Here is a 14,605-nt window from a genome sequence, read left to right on the forward strand (position 1 = left end):
CCGCGCCATAGCTGGCAGAAAACCGCGGGTTGGCCCCATCAGGCAGTGCCCACCTGCGCATAATCCTGCGCTTCGCATAATTGCGATTATGCATAGCTTTCCATAATCGGAAGAACGCCCTGTTCGCCGGCCACGAGCTCGGCGCCGAGAACTGGGCGGCGATCGCCTCGCTGGTCGAGACGTGCAAGCTGGGTCGCATCAACCCGAACGCCTACCTTGCCGATGTGCTCGCTCGCATCGTCCTGCGCGGCGATGGCGACCCGCTCGACGATCTGCTGCCCGGCAACTGGGACGATACCAATGCCGCCGCACCAGCGTTCGAAACGAACCGCGTCGCTCAGCCCGCCTGAGCAAACTACGTTCGAACCTTATTACAACGAAAATAGGCGCCAGGCCCTCGCTGCCCGACGCCTTCACGCCCCTGGTGGGGAGAAATTACCGCTTACCCTCAAGCACTTGGTCAACACGGTCCGCGGTCTCTCTGACCGCAATATTGGGTTGTGTGTGTTGACCGTAACCGGCCGATTGAGGCCGCCTGCCGGGCGGCGGTATGAGCGCGTAAGAGACGTCCATAAGGACGTCGTTATGTACGTCCTAAGTGAGAGCGAGGGACGGCTGTGGAGATACTGGGCCGGGAGCGGCGTCGCCGGTGGAGCACCGCTGAGAGACTCGAGATCGTCGCGGCGGTGGGGGTAAACGGCGAGACGTTGGCACGTGTTGCCCGGCGCTACGATGTCTCCCGAAGCCAGATCTACCAATGGCGACATCAGTTCAGGAAGCGAGGATTATTGCCTGCGCCGACCGGACCGACCTTCTTGCCGGTCGACCTCGAGGCGCCCATGCGACACGCCGAGCCCGTGCCCGAGGACATAATTGCCTCGCCTGTGATCGTCGAGCTGTGCCTGGCACAGGGTCGGCGCCTTCGCTTCGATGCCGGCATTGAGGCTGCTGCGCTAACCCGGCTGATCCGGTCGGTGGAAGCGGCATGATTGGACCTGGAACCGGCGTAAGAGTGTATCTCGCCTGCGGCGTCACTGACATGCGCAAAGGGGTTTTGGGTCTTGCCATGCTTGCCCAGACCGTGCTGCGACAGAAGCCGGCGAGTGGTGCCGTATTTGCCTTTCGTGGGCGGCGTGGCGACAGGCTGAAGCTGCTCTACTGGGATGGCCAGGGGTTTTGCCTCTATTACAAGATCCTTGAGCGCGGTCGCTTTCCCTGGCCCTCCGCGGCTGACGGAACGGCGCGACTGACATCGGCCCAGCTGGCAATGCTGTGGGAAGGGATCGACTGGAGACGCCCGAGCTGGGGCGCACCGCCGGCCCTGGCAGGGTAACTTTTCGTCTCCGAAATCGGCTGTTTCGCTGGGCTTTTCGGCGGTTTTCCTGTAGAAAAAGCCATGCGACACGCGGCGCCCGATCTTCCTGAGGACCCGGCTCTCCTCAAGGCCATGGTCGCCCGGTTGCAGGCCGAGAACACGAAGCTGACGACGACGCTGCGCGCCCATGACCTGGTCGTCCAAGCCCTTCGTTTGCAGATCGCCAAGCTCAAGAAGCAGGCTTTCGGCAAATCCTCCGAGAAGATCGAACGCGAGATCGAGCAGCTGGAGCTCGCACTCGAAGACGTGCTCGTCACCGTCGCCCAACAGGACCTGACGACGAGCGATCAGAAGGAGCCGGACGTGCAAGCCGCGGACGCTTCTGCCGACGCCAGCTCCGCATCGCGATCGTCGCGCCGGCCGCGGGTCTCGGCGGATACGCCGCGCGAGCGCCGCGAGCTCGATCCCGGCAGCACGTGCCCGGATTGCGGCGGCGATCTGCGTGTGGTCGGCGAGGACGTGAGCGAGATCCTCGAGATGATCACGGCCAAGCTCAAGGTCATCGAAGTGGCCCGCCCGAAGAAGTCCTGCCGTTGCTGTGAGAAGATGGTCCAGGCTCCGGCTCCGAGCCGGCCGATCCCCGGCAGCATGGCGGGAGGAAGCCTCCTGGCTCACGTGCTGGTCTCCAAGTTTGACGACCATTTGCCGCTGTACCGGCAAAACGAGATCCTCGCGCGCATGGGTGTCGACATTCCACGCAGCACGCTGGCTGATTGGTGTGGCCGCTCGATGCGGATCCTGCAGCCCGTGATCGACCGGATTGAGGCACCAGTCCTGGGCAGCGACATCCTGCACGCCGACGACACACCCATCCGCGTGCTGGCACCGGAACGACGCGCCAAAGGTATCGGCAAGGGCGTAATGCAAGGCCGGATGTGGGGCTATGTCTGCGATCAGCGCCCTTGGGCCGGCACCGCGCCGCCCGGCGTCGTCTACCGCTATGCCCCTAACTGGAAGGCGGAGCATGTGCTGGCCCATCTGGGCAAGGCAAGGGGTATCCTCCAAGCTGACGCCTACAAAGGCTATGCCAAGCTCTACGAACCGGCCGCCGACGGTGAACCTCGCTTCCGGGAGGCAGCCTGCTTTGCCCATTGGCGACGCGATTTCCATGACATCTGGACGTCGCAAAAGTCCGAGATCGCTCGCGAGGCGCTCGAACGTATCGGGCAGCTCTACGACATCGAGCGCGAAATCGCAGGCAAGCCTGCCGATCTCCGCCGTGCCGTGCGCCAGGAGCTGAGCCGACCCAAGCTCGAGGCACTGCATGCCTGGGCCCAGAAGCAACTTACCCTTATCTCGACCAAGGGGGACCTGGCGAAGGCGTTTCGCTACGCCCTAGGGCGCTGGCACGCTTTTAGCCTGTTTCTCGATGATGGGCGCGTCGCCATCGACAACAACGCCGCCGAGCGCGCTGTCAGGCCCATATGCCTGGGCAAGAAGAACTGGTTATTTGCTGGCTCCCAGGCCGGTGCCCAGACCCTTGCCAGCGCCATGACGCTCATCGAGACCGCCAAGATGAATGGCCTCGATCCACAGGCCTACATCACCGACCTGCTCAATCGCATCCACGATCACAAGATCAACAGGATCGACGAGCTGCTGCCATGGCACTGGGTGCCGCGGGGCGGCCGGCAGGCACTCGCCGCCTGACGGCTCGCCGACCGCTTCAAGGCACAACCGCCGCGGTAACAATCGGACGGTTACTGTTGACCGGCCAAGGTGCGAATATCGACACCACGACCGCGAGCGGGAAACTGATCTTCGGCATCTTCGCCGCTCTCGCGGAATTCGAAGGAGATCTGATCCGCGAGCGCACCATGGCCGGCCTCGCCGCTGCCCGGGCGCGAGGTCGCCACGGCGGGCGCAAATTCGAGCTGACCAAGAACCAGATCCGTCTCGCGCAGTCCGCCATGGCCAATCGGGACACCCACGTGGCGCAGCTATGCCGAGAGCTCGATATCAGCCGCGCCACCCTATATCGTTATGTCGGTCCAGACGGCGCGCTCCGGAGTCACGCGCTCAAGGCGTTGGAGGCCTGAGATGGCGGAGATCGCCGACAAAGAACTGGAAGCGCTCCAGGACGGATTCGACACGCTGTCGCTCATTCACGCGGTCGACGAACTCGATAAAATGCGTGGCCATCTGAACGATCGGGAGCACCACAATCCCCCGGAAATCCGCAACGACATCCTCAAGCTGCACGATCTGGCGATGGACGTCGTCAACCACGGCATGAAAGGCCGCGCGCCTGCGCTGTTTGACCTGGCAATCGAGATCGAGGACCAACTCTCCGACCTCAGCGAGGCTCTCGAAAATATCCAGGAAGCGATCGCCAAACTGACGGATTTACAACCCGAGAGCCTTCGATGGGGCGACTGAAATCCTATGTCGCGTTACGTACCTTTGCCGGGATTGACCCAAACGTGAGGCAGGCCCTCTACATGCCTGCCCTCGTCGCCGCTCGATACAACCCTGACCTCAAGGCCAAGTACCAGCAACTCGTCACTGCCGGAAAGCCCGCCAAGATCGCCATCACAGCCGTCATGCGAAAGCTCAACGTCACCGCAAACGCTCTGCTAAAGGCCGATCGATGCTGGTTACAATCTCCCGCTTGATCATCACGGATACTCTAGTCGTCGAACACCCTTAGTCGTTAGTCCGCTTTAGGGATTGTCGAATTTTAGAGATAGCTACCAACACGGCTAACGCTCATACTGGTGGTAGCATTTACCAACGACACGCCACTGATCACCGATTTTAAGGAGGGTTAAGTAGTCAACATATTTGAACATTCTGTACGTTTCAGTGACCTTTGCCACAGCAGCGGTACCAGTAACATCAAGCCAAACAATCTTGCCATCTTGAATGACTCCCTCACTAGCTGGGCTAGGGATCGATTTCACGAATTCAAACCATTGATCAAGATTGACGCGCCGTAGCTCCCCTTCGTCCCAACCGATCAAGGTAGCCGTAGGTTCAAAGACCTCCTTCAATCTGTCTATATCGCCTTCGTGTATTGCGGTGAAGTAAGACTCGACAACGGTTCTCACCTCATCGTCGTCAGATTTTTGTTCGTTGGACATATACCCTCCGCGGCCTAGGCTTCGTTGCGGCCTCTGAGGCCGCGGTCTATCGGCCCTCATCGATTCAATAGTTAAATCAGGCCCTTGTTACGGATCAGCTTCATATCCTCAATGAATATCTCCTCGGATTGCCATGCAGGCCTTTCCTCCAAACGCTGAAGCCAGATTACAATATTCCTAAACGGTCTAAGATCGTATTCGACGAGACCATCCAACGCTACACGAGCACCCAACGCAATGTCAACTATAGAATAGCTATCATTGGCCACAAATCTGGGCACCTCCAACAACCCGGTGATCTGAGGGGAGAGGATCGTTCTTCGAAGTGACATGATAAAGTTTCATTGCTTGCTCCTGCAGGTGAGTTGGATCACAATAATAAAGTCTATTTACCCGGATCGTCTCGGTCTGAAGACGGAAGTTCACCGAGATCCCTACCGGGACCTATGCGGTACAGTTTTCGGCGAATATGCGCTCGCATGGAGTCTTCCGCTTCATCCGCGTGCTTTTTTGCGATGGTATCTACAATAAGCCGCCTCTCGTCATGCTCTGCCTGCACATCTTCGGCCCGAACGCCCGATTTAGCCGTATTCAGATAAAAGTCGCCGAGTCCCCAAAGACTTTCTACTCTGACTCGTAGCTCTGGGGCACCACTCATTTGATGGATGACCCCATGGAAGCGTCGCGCGTAAGTCCCATAGGTATGGGACAGTTTTCCAACATATGGGACAGCACTCAGCCTTTCTTCGGCCGCCCTCAATTGGGATAAGGCATCAGCTGCGCCACGCGTCGCAGCAAACCTGGCGAGAAGCCCTTCGGAGACAGCAAATAACTCAAAAAAGTCCAGAATTTCTCTCGCGCTGGGTGTGACGATATTGCAACCGACCTGTGGCGTCACGTGAAGCAACCCTTCGGCTTGCAAGAGCATTATCGCAGCCATCACGGGTTGCCGACTGACGCCGAGTTCTTTTGAAATGGCCACCGAAGAAAGCTTCTCGCCGAAGTTGTATTCACCTTTGCGAATACGAGCGAGCAGTCGTCTATAGACTCGGTCTGCTTTCGACCGGGTATTCAGAGGATTCAAACTTGCTTTCCTTTCGTAGGTCGGTCGACTCTCACGGAGAGGCAGTAGCATCTTCGAGTCGTCAAGGCCTAGCTAGCACCTCCGCGAACGGAACTCGTTTGTCCGGCGGCTGGGCCATCCTGAAGCCCCAAGCCCTCCCTCACCAACCCTCTCGAAACCCTTTTCTCCCATCCTCACTCAGATATGCGTGCCGAAGGCCTCTACGACTTTATTGGTTGCGCTCATGGTGATCCCTTTCTGCGCGTGTGAATCACATCGGTTGTTACACGATGGGGGCAATACACGCAAACCACTGTTTTCAAGGTGCGTCGCACGAAGTGGTCGAGCAATACAATGCACTGTTGCCGCGGAGGTTTCTTTTTAAGTACATAATTCCGTCGTCAGGAGCCCATAATTGCCCGAATTAGGCGCCGAAGGAGCGACAGTACGTCTTTTTTTGGTTTATCCGTCACGGGCAGTTGCGCGTGCAGGGATCGCGGCTGCTGCTTTTGAAGAGCGACGCGCATTGCGTCAGCGAATTTGTCACCGAGATTGTCGGCGATCTTTTGCATCATACCCGCACCGAATTTGCCGAGACGCCCATTTATGTTGACCTCAGCAAGGCAGCTAACTTCGCAATCGTCGCCGGCGAGTTTCGTGATAGTCAATTTAGCCACAGCACTGAGACGACTAGCGTTGCCCCCCTCTTCGGCTTGAATGACATACTCTGCGAAGTCCGGCGGCCGCTCTTCCCGCACTTCAGCAACGCCGGCAAATGAGGCTTTGATCGGCCCGACTTGGATGGCGATCAACGCGCGATACCGTCCCGGAGATAGTAACACGACCTCTTTGCAGCCAGGTATGCAAGGTGCGACTTGTTCGGGGTCAGTAATAAAAGCCCAGATACGGTCGGGCTCTGCGGCCACGGTAAAGCGTTTTTTTATTTTCATGATTAACTCTCAAACTCGACTTGGCTTTCCGGCAGAGCGTTGAGAAGTCGTTCCCCTGTAATCGGCAATGTGTGGACACGTGCACCGACAGCATTGGCGATGGCATTGGCAATGGCCGGAGCAACGCCGATGATGGTGGGCTCGGCAAATCCCTTCGCCCCATACGGCGAGTCCTGGAGCTGGTTTTCAAGCAGAATTGGATAGATCTGACGTGGCACTTCAGGTGCACCAACGATCTTGTAGTCCATCAGTGACGGATTTGTCAGACGGCCATTGTCCCAGACCAACTCTTCGTAAAGTGCGCCACTGATACCCTGCGCGATACCCCCGTACACCTGGCCACGAGCGCCGTCAGGATTGAGCACGCGGCCAACGTCGTGCGCATGCCATACAGCGATGACTTGTACTTGGCCGGTGTCCTCGTCGACCTCAACTTGCACGGCGGTCGCGCCATACCCGTACCACACACCGCCGCCCATTCTGAAGCCGACGCTGCGCGTCTGCAGGTGATTGATCTTTTGTTCCTGCATGTAATAGGCGTGCGTGCCGATGATCGGGCCGCCACCTGCATAGAGGCCCCACTGCGCAATTGCGCTGAAAGGCAGCTCGGCAGCTGTCTCGCCGGAAATCCCCACCCGGCCGCCAGGCCGAAGCTCGAGGCGATCTATCGGGCACTGGAGCATTTCGCTCGCAAACTGAAACAAATTGTCCCTTACGGCGAGTGAGGCTCGGTACACTGACTCCGACACTCCCCGAGACGCTCGATCAGAAGCGGTTCCAAAATCATACGCGACGCCATCAGTGTCGGGCATCACAACATTGACATCGTCGACGCCCACCCCAAGCGTGCCGGCGCAGATCTGCGCAAGCGAAGTATCGCTCCCTGTGCCTAAATCGATGTACCCGGTGTTGAGCACCAGCGTTCCGTCCTCCGACACACGCACCGCCGCGCTCGAGGAGAATAGGCCGCTTTGCTGAACCACACTCGAAATACCAACGCCGCGCTTGCGCCCGGTGGGACCGACTCGCTCCGCGCTCGCGGCCATGAAGGCCGGGTGGCTCCGGATTTCGTCCAAGCACTCCGCCAAATGGCAGGAGGGAATGTGGTGACTACCCATATTGAAGTCACCCGAGAGCATCGCATTGCGGATTCTAAGCTCGATCGGATCGACCTTTAGCTTAGACGCCAACTCATCGAGTTGGCTTTCGCCCGCAAAAGTCGACTGCATGGCGCCGAACCCGCGGAATGGCCCCGCTCGCAATCGGTTTGTGTAGGCCACCCTCCCGACTGTGCGTACGTTCGGAATGCGATATGGTCCATGCGCCATCAAAATACTTGTTTCGAGTACCATGGGGCTCAAGTCGGCATAGGCTCCCCCATTCAAGACGATATTGATGTCGCGGCAAAGCAACGTGCCATCAGCGCGTGCGCCCGTCTTCATCCAGATCTTTGCAGCATGTCTTGTGCGCATCATGCTCATGTCTTCATCACGCGAGAGCACCAGCTTGACCGGCCGCCGCGTTGCCAGAGTCAGCGCAGCCGCGATCGGTTCGACCGATGCGCCGCACTTGGCGCCAAAACCGCCACCAACCGCTGGCGCGATACAGCGAACCATGCTCATCGGAATTCGCAGCGCGGCGGCGACGGCCGCCTGTGTTATAAAAACCGATTGTGTTGAACACCAGATGACGAGCTTGCCGTGATTGTCGAGTTCAGCAAGCGCGCCGCAGGTTTCCATATATTGGGCATGGATGGCCGGGATCGAATACTCGCCTTCGACGATCACGTCGCACTCAGCCCAAGCCTCATCAACATTGCCCGTTTCCAACTCAACGTGTGCGAGCATATTGCCCGCAAATGGCGCTTGAATGACCCGAGCGTAGGCCTCTGCATCCTCATGAAGAATTGGGGCGCCGGGAGCCATCGCTTCCTCGGCATCAAAGACAGCTGGCAGTTCCTCATACTCGACTTCGATCAGTTGCACCGCTGCGCGTGCTATTGCGGCACTTTCTGCAGCGACTGCGGCGACTGGATCGCCGACATAACGCGTCTTCCCACGAGCAAGGATCGGTTCGTCGCGGACACTATTGCCAATATTTTCAGCCGGCAGGTCCTCGGCGGTGATTACCGCCCTGACGCCCGGCAAAGCCCGTGCTGCCGACGTATCATATCGCACGATCCGTGCGTGGGGATGTGGACTGCCAAGTAGCGCCGCATGCAGCATGCGGGGACGGTGCAAGTCGCATGTGTACATGGCGGCTCCGGAAACCTTCGGGGGGGCATCGATCTTCCGCACCGATTGGCCGATCACCGCGTCCAGCCGCTGATCTTGATCCCGCATCACGTCGTGTGCTGCCTCTCTCACGCCTTCCAACGAAGTCATACAGCTTGCTCCGCTACCAACTCGATTGCCTCAGCGATCTTCACATACCCCGTGCAGCGACACAAATTCCCACTCAGAGCTTCACGGATCTCGCCTTGATCGGGCGTCGGGTTCTCACCGAGGAGAGCAGTCGCAACCAACACCATTCCCGGTATGCAAAAGCCGCACTGGGGAGCCGCGACTTTGATAAACGCTTCTTGAACGGCTGAGAGTTTTCCGTCGGGCGCTACGCCCTCGATCGTGGTGATCTCCTCCTCGTCACATTCTCGAGCAAGCGTGAGACAGGCGCGTGCCGGAACGCCATTGCGCAACACCGTGCAGGCACCGCACACCCCCTGATTGCAGCCTAGTTTTGTCCCGGTCAGGAATAATGTACTGCGCAGAACATGTAACAAGGTGTGCCCAGTATGAGGAGAAACGACATGCGTTTCTCCGTTGATGTGGAGTTCGATGCTTCGAGGTTCAACCATAACGCTCGTCCAATTCAGTTAGCGGCTTTTTGCGATGCTTGAGCAAAGACTCGAGGCAGCAAGCGCCGCACAAGTAAGCGCCGGTAGTCGGCAGATCCGCGGACGTCGTCGACCGGATCGCACGCACCAACAAGCGCTTCCGCCGCTCGAGCGACGCTCGCGCTATTGGGACTTGCCCCAACCAGCAACGCATTAGCTTCGGCACTCCGCACTGGGGTGTCGCCGCAGCCCCCCACGGCAACTCTGGCGAAAGTACACTGGCCGCCGGAAAATGCTCCGCAGAAAGCCACCGACGCGGTCGCAAAATCGCCTTCTGTCCTGCCAACCTTGCGGTAGGCGGAAACCGACGCTCCCGGCGGTGCTGCGAGATGAACCGCGACGACCATCTCATCGGGCTCGAGCGCTGTAGTGTAATAGGTGATGAAGAACTCGTGCGCAGGCACGAACCGTCTACCTCGATGGCTCGCAATTTCGATCCGAGCTTCAGCCGCAACGAGCGCCGCTGGATAGTCAGCCGACGGATCGGCGAGTGAGATCGAGCCACCGATTGTGCCCACTGCTCGAATAGCGGGGTGCCCGATATTGGCTGCCGCGGAGCGAATGACCTCAAGCCCCCCGGTGAAGCGACTATCGTTCGCGACGATCTGGTGCTTGGTCATGGCGCCAACGATGAGACCATCTGGGAATGATCGGATCCCTTGCAGCTCAGCAATCGCCTTAAGGCTAACGAGGGCCGAAGGCTGCACTAAATCTGCGTTCATCATCGCAACAAGCGATGCACCTCCGGAAATGCAGCGAGCGTCTGGATCACCTGCCAGCAACTTCAATGCATCGTCTAAATTGGTAGGTCGATAATACTTCACCGCATCATAGCCTTCTATCAACGAACGAGCACGAGCGCCAGCACGTCCAACGGTTTGACAGCTCACTTCCTTTACGCGTAGCGGGCGAGACGATCACTTCAAAAAGACCTTCTGACGTTCACTCCATACGTTCGCGGCGGCAGAATGCCGGTCGCAATAAACTGCGGGACATAGGGAGATTGTTCACCTCCGCCAATAAAGGCCGCGGTGTTTGTAATGTTTCGAATGAAACCGCCGACCGACCACTTGTTGTCGGGCCCGTTGTAAGTCAGTGACGCAGACACGATGACATAGCCCCCGTCAAGCGATTGTCGGGTAAACGTGTTAGAGACATACCGTTTTGTTGCAAACGTCATATCGCCGTCCAAGGTGACATTACCGCGGTCAGCAAGGTCAAATACTTTCGATGCACCCAAGTTGCCTGACCATTTGGGCGCACGAGTAAGCGGGAACCCACTGCAGTTGATGTCCACGAACGGTCCCAATGGTCCTGCCGGCACACTGGACGCGGTCACCGGGCAGCCTAATGAGCCCGGGGGCGTCAGCGCCGCAATCTGTGAGTACTGATACGTCTGGTACTTAGCATTCAGATACTCGACTGCCGCCCGCAATGTCGTGCCGCGAAAGGGTTTGACAATTGCATCGACATTGAAACCATAGATTTCAGCTTTGCCGGCATTCTGCGTTGCGACAGTAATATTGCCGACACCATCAAAGATGAGTTGTGTCAATTGAAGGTCTTTATAATCCCAATAGAAGCCCTCGATATTCACTTGAATTGAATTGTTAGCGAAGCGGTTCCGAAGGCCTAGGGTATACGCGGTAATCGTTTCGGGCTTGAACGCCAGGAGTTGACTGGTTTGCTGCGGATCTACGGCGATATTGAAGCCGCCGGCCTTGAAGCCCTTTGCCACATTGGCGAACAGCATATTCCGCGGCGTGATGTCGTACTCCGCGCCCACGCGCCAGGTGGCTCGCTTGAACGTCTTAGAGCTGTTATACGACTCGCCCGGAGGCAACGCGTTACATTCAGTGCCCGGTGGAAAACCATTTGCAGGAAGGCACGGCGGCGTGCCCGCAAATGTCGGAGATACTGCTACATACTCGAAATTCGCGGATTCGCGCTTGTCAACCGTCCATCGCGCGCCGAGAGTGAATCGCAAGTCGTCCGTCACGCTATAAGTCGCTTCGCCGAACACCGCGAAACTTTTGGTCGCCTGTAGGGACGTAATGCGAATCCGCGAGACTTCGCCAAAGTCGACGAGGTAATCGCTCGACACGTCCTCCTTCAACCCAAATACGCCAGCCACCCACTTGAGCTTCTCGCCGCTATTCCCCAGCCTGGCTTCCAGCGAGTACTGGTCGGAGCGATCGCCATCTGTCTCACCGGCCCCGTTGCCATAATAATAAGTCGGTGGGAATGTGAAGCGAGAATGAACCCAACGATATGCCGGAATGACCGTGAGCGTTGCTCCGTCGAACTCGTAATCGAACTGTGCATCGACAGTTGCCGAGTCGAGACGTTGGAAGTAATCCAAAGAATCGAGGCGAGCCAGTAGCGCCGGTGGCAGCGACGTGCCGCCTGATGCTGCAAAGTTGGCAGCCGCGAGTGAGATTAAATAATCTGATGCCACTCTGGAGGCGGCGCCTGTCCACGCAGACTCTCCAGGGATTGGCGGCAGAGGGGCTAATCCAGGACCTGTGCCATCGATTCGTTGGTAGCCGACCCTCAACAGTGCAGTTAGCGGGCCGGACTCTTGAAGAACTTGCAATCGCACCGTCTGGTGCTTGTCGTCGTCGGTGCCGTCACTCAAATAGCCATCACGATCGACAACTTGCGCTGATAGCCTTGCTGCGGCGGTCGACCCGATGGGTACATTCAGTGCGCCCTCGAGGTGAAGCGCATCGTAGTTGCCATATGACGCGAACGCATAGCCCGATACGTCGTTCATCTTTGGCCTGACTGCGATAAGGTTGATGACACCACCGCTCGCGTTACGGCCGTAAAGTGTGCCTTGTGGGCCTTTCAGAATTTCAACACGCTCAAGGTCGAAGAAATTGCCTCCGATCGCCTGCGAGCGGCTAATTGGAATGCCGTTTAGGTTAGTAACGACGGCAGGGTTTGCGCCAACCGTGACACCGTAGTCGCCAACGCCCCGTACATAGATTTGGTTATTACCTGCACCGCTCGTCTGAATACCGGTCACGACCCTCGTGAGATCACTGGGAGTCGTCACTCCGCTATTCAGAACATCGTCGCCGCTGAGAACCTCTATCGCAAGTGCAGTCTTCTGAACGGACTCGGCCCGCCTCTGCGCAGTGACGACAATCTCACCGATGCCTAGACTGTCTGCGGGTTCGGGCATCGCACCGGCTCCTGTCGTCTGTTGAACGACCTCTTGCTCTGCTATTTGAGCAATGGCAGGGGAGCTTCCCATGACCGGTAGCGCGATAGCAATGTTAGTAACAGCCCACTGGAGCTGGTGATATCTGTTCGTCCGCATACGTCTTCCCCTGTTGATCTTTATTTTTCCAGACTGAAGATAACATCCGCTATTCGTAATTGTGCTTAGTGGGCTAACCCGTTCCGGAACCGCAGCCCAATCACAACCGGTTGACAGTCCGAGTGGTATATATATTGGCTGGCCGCTATTTCGTGCGGCCCAGCTCATCGACCATATTTATAACGTGCTTTTCAAACGCACTGACGCCCAATTCGGCCTCACCAATGACTAGCTCAGTGACAGCGCCGGATCTGTAGCTATCATACAGGCCTTCCACGGTGGTCATGTCCTCCGTAATTGTATTACGCATCTCGTTGAGACCATGCAGTCGAGCGAAGCCTTCACCAAAGGTACTCGGCTGCCGAGTGAAGTATTGGTCATACTCCCATACCGTCTTATCGACACCTCGAGGCCACGACCGCATAATGAGGACATAGCTGTTTTGAACCATTATGACGGTGTTGGGAAATAGCTGATATAGGTCAAAAGACCAGCGTTCCGCGCCTGAAAGGTTTAGCGCCCCGGGATATTTTGCAGCGTCCGTCGAACCTCGGAATTGGTCAGAGTCCGTATTGTAGTACATTGCCGTTTTGTACTGCGCGACCTTCTTGGCTACGGCCGAGGTGAACACCCCGGGCCCTTCATCGGCACGCGGGCGGTGCACTTCGACCTTGTAGGGAACTCCAGGACTACCGAGGAAGGCTGTAGCTGGCACATCGGCAGCATCGAACGCCCCCATTATTGAGCGGCCGTGCAGAAATGGTGCATGATGCCCTTCAGCTTGTGAGTCCACCTGGAGCTTCCAGTTGCAATTAAAGAACCCCTTGCGCCCCTCGGACCACGTCCAGGGCTCGTTTTCGAAATAGTCTGCCAAGGCTTGCGGGATAGGAGCTAAATATTCCGCAAGACTCCATCTCGGAGCCGGATCCAGGTTAACAAAAACCCATCCACCCCACGTGTCTAGCGAAACGGCCTTCAACCCCCGGTCTTCTTGCGCAAAATCTTCTCCGAACGTCTCCTTGAAGGGAACCTCTACGAGTTTACCCTCCAAGTCGAAGACCCAGCCATGGAAGGTACAGGAAATCGCGCCGGGACAGCTCCCCTTTTCGTAGTAAGCTAATTTCCCTCCCCTATGAGGGCAGGAATTATAGAATCCCCGAATCCTGTCATCCTTTCCACGTACCACCAAAATAGAAGTGTTTGCTAAAAATGGCAATTGGAAGATAAAGTAGTCTCCAGGATTCGGTATATCATTTGCTCGGCCAGCCAAAAGCCAACATTTCCGCCATATAGTCTCAAGCTCTCGCTCATAAAAACTAGGGCTGACGTATTGATCCGTCCCTACCCGGTCGAGGCCATGCTTCTTCATGGCCTCGATCCCGCCTGGTCCATTCAGAGCTTCATATTCAGTCATATCCGTCATCCGCCTTTCTTCGAAATCGCTCATATTCTATACGATCCATGCTGTTGCAACCGCGCGGGATAATCAGAGGCGGCCGGCTGTTTGGGCAATGTTGATATGGTCCATGAAGGAGCTCGTATTCTTAAAGCTCGGCCTATCTGCGAGCGCTAACAGCCAGCGAGAAACGTTGGGGAATTGTCGCAGGCTGATGTCTCCCATGAGACAGATAGCGGTCACCACTCCTAAAGCGATATCCGCGATCGAAAATTGACCAAGGATGAATTGCTGTCCCTGCAACTTTTGCTCCAGGAGGCCTATGTCGAAGTACATCATGTCGCGGGCCTGCTTGAGGGCGACTTGGTCTCTTTCCTCATCGTTTCCGATAAGCAAGAAAGGAGCACCACCAGCTGCAAGAACCATTGCCTCTAGGTTTCGTGGACAAAGGTTGACAGCAGGATCGGGCGTTGATTCAAGGCTGCCTTTTGGAGGTGGCGTTGGGCGAGCGTATTGG

The 14,605-nt window shown here is 57.2% G+C and carries 14 protein-coding genes and 2 pseudogenes; 7 read left to right on the top strand and 9 right to left on the bottom strand.

Going from position 1 to position 14,605, the window contains the following annotated elements; translation table 11 throughout:
* Nucleotides 1-104: 104 nt before the first annotated feature.
* The 7 genes and pseudogenes from K7W03_RS23650 to K7W03_RS23680 all read left to right on the top strand — a co-directional run.
* Nucleotides 105-350: pseudogene (locus K7W03_RS23650) on the top strand (transposase domain-containing protein); the annotation flags it as partial.
* A 267-nt stretch (nt 351-617) separates the two neighbouring features.
* Nucleotides 618-989: an IS66-like element accessory protein TnpA gene (gene tnpA, locus K7W03_RS23655; RefSeq protein ID WP_222887495.1), complete on the top strand. Its 372-nt coding sequence runs from the start codon at nt 618-620 to the stop codon at nt 987-989.
* On the top strand, nt 986-1,333 hold the full coding sequence (tnpB, locus tag K7W03_RS23660; protein WP_222887496.1) for an IS66 family insertion sequence element accessory protein TnpB: 348 nt from the start codon (nt 986-988) through the stop codon (nt 1,331-1,333). Before tnpA ends, tnpB begins: the two co-directional genes overlap by 4 nt.
* Before the next feature lie 63 nt (nt 1,334-1,396).
* Nucleotides 1,397-3,025, top strand: a complete 1,629-nt coding sequence (gene tnpC, locus K7W03_RS23665; protein ID WP_222887497.1) for an IS66 family transposase — start codon at nt 1,397-1,399, stop codon at nt 3,023-3,025.
* Between the two features lie 41 nt (nt 3,026-3,066).
* Nucleotides 3,067-3,414, top strand: a pseudogene (locus tag K7W03_RS23670) (recombinase family protein); the annotation flags it as partial.
* A gap of 1 nt (nt 3,415) precedes the next feature.
* Entirely contained in the window at nt 3,416-3,754 is a 339-nt protein-coding gene (locus tag K7W03_RS23675; RefSeq protein WP_222887498.1) for a transposase, read from the top strand.
* Complete coding sequence (locus K7W03_RS23680; protein WP_222887499.1) at nt 3,742-3,990, top strand: hypothetical protein; 249 nt, start codon at nt 3,742-3,744, stop codon at nt 3,988-3,990. The genes K7W03_RS23675 and K7W03_RS23680 overlap by 13 nt, the downstream gene beginning before the upstream one ends.
* Before the next feature lie 87 nt (nt 3,991-4,077).
* On the opposite strand, the gene K7W03_RS23685 is transcribed toward K7W03_RS23680, so the two are convergent.
* From K7W03_RS23685 to K7W03_RS23725, 9 genes are all read right to left on the bottom strand, one after another.
* Nucleotides 4,078-4,458, bottom strand: a complete 381-nt coding sequence (locus K7W03_RS23685) for a nuclear transport factor 2 family protein (RefSeq protein ID WP_222887500.1) — start codon at nt 4,456-4,458, stop codon at nt 4,078-4,080.
* A gap of 385 nt (nt 4,459-4,843) precedes the next feature.
* Nucleotides 4,844-5,542: a GntR family transcriptional regulator gene (locus tag K7W03_RS23690; protein ID WP_222887501.1), complete on the bottom strand. Its 699-nt coding sequence runs from the start codon at nt 5,540-5,542 to the stop codon at nt 4,844-4,846.
* A gap of 380 nt (nt 5,543-5,922) precedes the next feature.
* Nucleotides 5,923-6,471, bottom strand: coding sequence for a CoxG family protein (locus K7W03_RS23695; protein WP_222887502.1), 549 nt, complete (start codon nt 6,469-6,471; stop codon nt 5,923-5,925).
* Nucleotides 6,472-6,473: 2 nt separating this feature from the next.
* Complete coding sequence (locus tag K7W03_RS23700; protein WP_222887503.1) at nt 6,474-8,855, bottom strand: xanthine dehydrogenase family protein molybdopterin-binding subunit; 2,382 nt, start codon at nt 8,853-8,855, stop codon at nt 6,474-6,476.
* Nucleotides 8,852-9,325, bottom strand: a complete 474-nt coding sequence (locus K7W03_RS23705; RefSeq protein ID WP_226870447.1) for a (2Fe-2S)-binding protein — start codon at nt 9,323-9,325, stop codon at nt 8,852-8,854. The genes K7W03_RS23700 and K7W03_RS23705 overlap by 4 nt, the downstream gene beginning before the upstream one ends.
* 14 nt (nt 9,326-9,339) lie before the next feature.
* Entirely contained in the window at nt 9,340-10,209 is an 870-nt protein-coding gene (locus tag K7W03_RS23710; protein ID WP_222887504.1) for an FAD binding domain-containing protein, read from the bottom strand.
* A gap of 77 nt (nt 10,210-10,286) precedes the next feature.
* Entirely contained in the window at nt 10,287-12,554 is a 2,268-nt protein-coding gene (locus K7W03_RS23715; protein WP_222887505.1) for a TonB-dependent receptor, read from the bottom strand.
* A 283-nt stretch (nt 12,555-12,837) separates the two neighbouring features.
* On the bottom strand, nt 12,838-14,139 hold the full coding sequence (locus tag K7W03_RS23720) for an aromatic ring-hydroxylating oxygenase subunit alpha (protein WP_222887506.1): 1,302 nt from the start codon (nt 14,137-14,139) through the stop codon (nt 12,838-12,840).
* Between the two features lie 39 nt (nt 14,140-14,178).
* Nucleotides 14,179-14,605, bottom strand: a 427-nt coding sequence (locus tag K7W03_RS23725; RefSeq protein WP_264319088.1) for a glutathione S-transferase family protein, incomplete at its 5' end; no start/stop codon positions are given.

The sequence above is a fragment of the Sphingobium sp. PNB genome, from assembly GCF_019873065.1.
Taxonomy (GTDB): domain Bacteria; phylum Pseudomonadota; class Alphaproteobacteria; order Sphingomonadales; family Sphingomonadaceae; genus Sphingobium; species Sphingobium fuliginis.

Bases quoted from the DNA above. Each gene is read 5' to 3' on its own strand.
- tnpB (WP_222887496.1), top strand. From the start codon at position 986: ATGATTGGACCTGGAACCGGCGTAAGAGTGTATCTCGCCTGCGGCGTC.
- tnpC (WP_222887497.1), top strand. From the start codon at position 1,397: ATGCGACACGCGGCGCCCGATCTTCCTGAGGACCCGGCTCTCCTCAAG.
- K7W03_RS23675 (WP_222887498.1), top strand. From the start codon at position 3,416: ATGGCGGAGATCGCCGACAAAGAACTGGAAGCGCTCCAGGACGGATTC.
- K7W03_RS23680 (WP_222887499.1), top strand. From the start codon at position 3,742: ATGGGGCGACTGAAATCCTATGTCGCGTTACGTACCTTTGCCGGGATT.
- K7W03_RS23685 (WP_222887500.1), bottom strand. From the start codon at position 4,458: ATGTCCAACGAACAAAAATCTGACGACGATGAGGTGAGAACCGTTGTC.
- K7W03_RS23695 (WP_222887502.1), bottom strand. From the start codon at position 6,471: ATGAAAATAAAAAAACGCTTTACCGTGGCCGCAGAGCCCGACCGTATC.
- K7W03_RS23700 (WP_222887503.1), bottom strand. From the start codon at position 8,855: ATGACTTCGTTGGAAGGCGTGAGAGAGGCAGCACACGACGTGATGCGG.
- K7W03_RS23705 (WP_226870447.1), bottom strand. From the start codon at position 9,325: ATGGTTGAACCTCGAAGCATCGAACTCCACATCAACGGAGAAACGCAT.
- K7W03_RS23715 (WP_222887505.1), bottom strand. From the start codon at position 12,554: ATGCCCGAACCCGCAGACAGTCTAGGCATCGGTGAGATTGTCGTCACT.
- K7W03_RS23720 (WP_222887506.1), bottom strand. From the start codon at position 14,139: ATGAGCGATTTCGAAGAAAGGCGGATGACGGATATGACTGAATATGAA.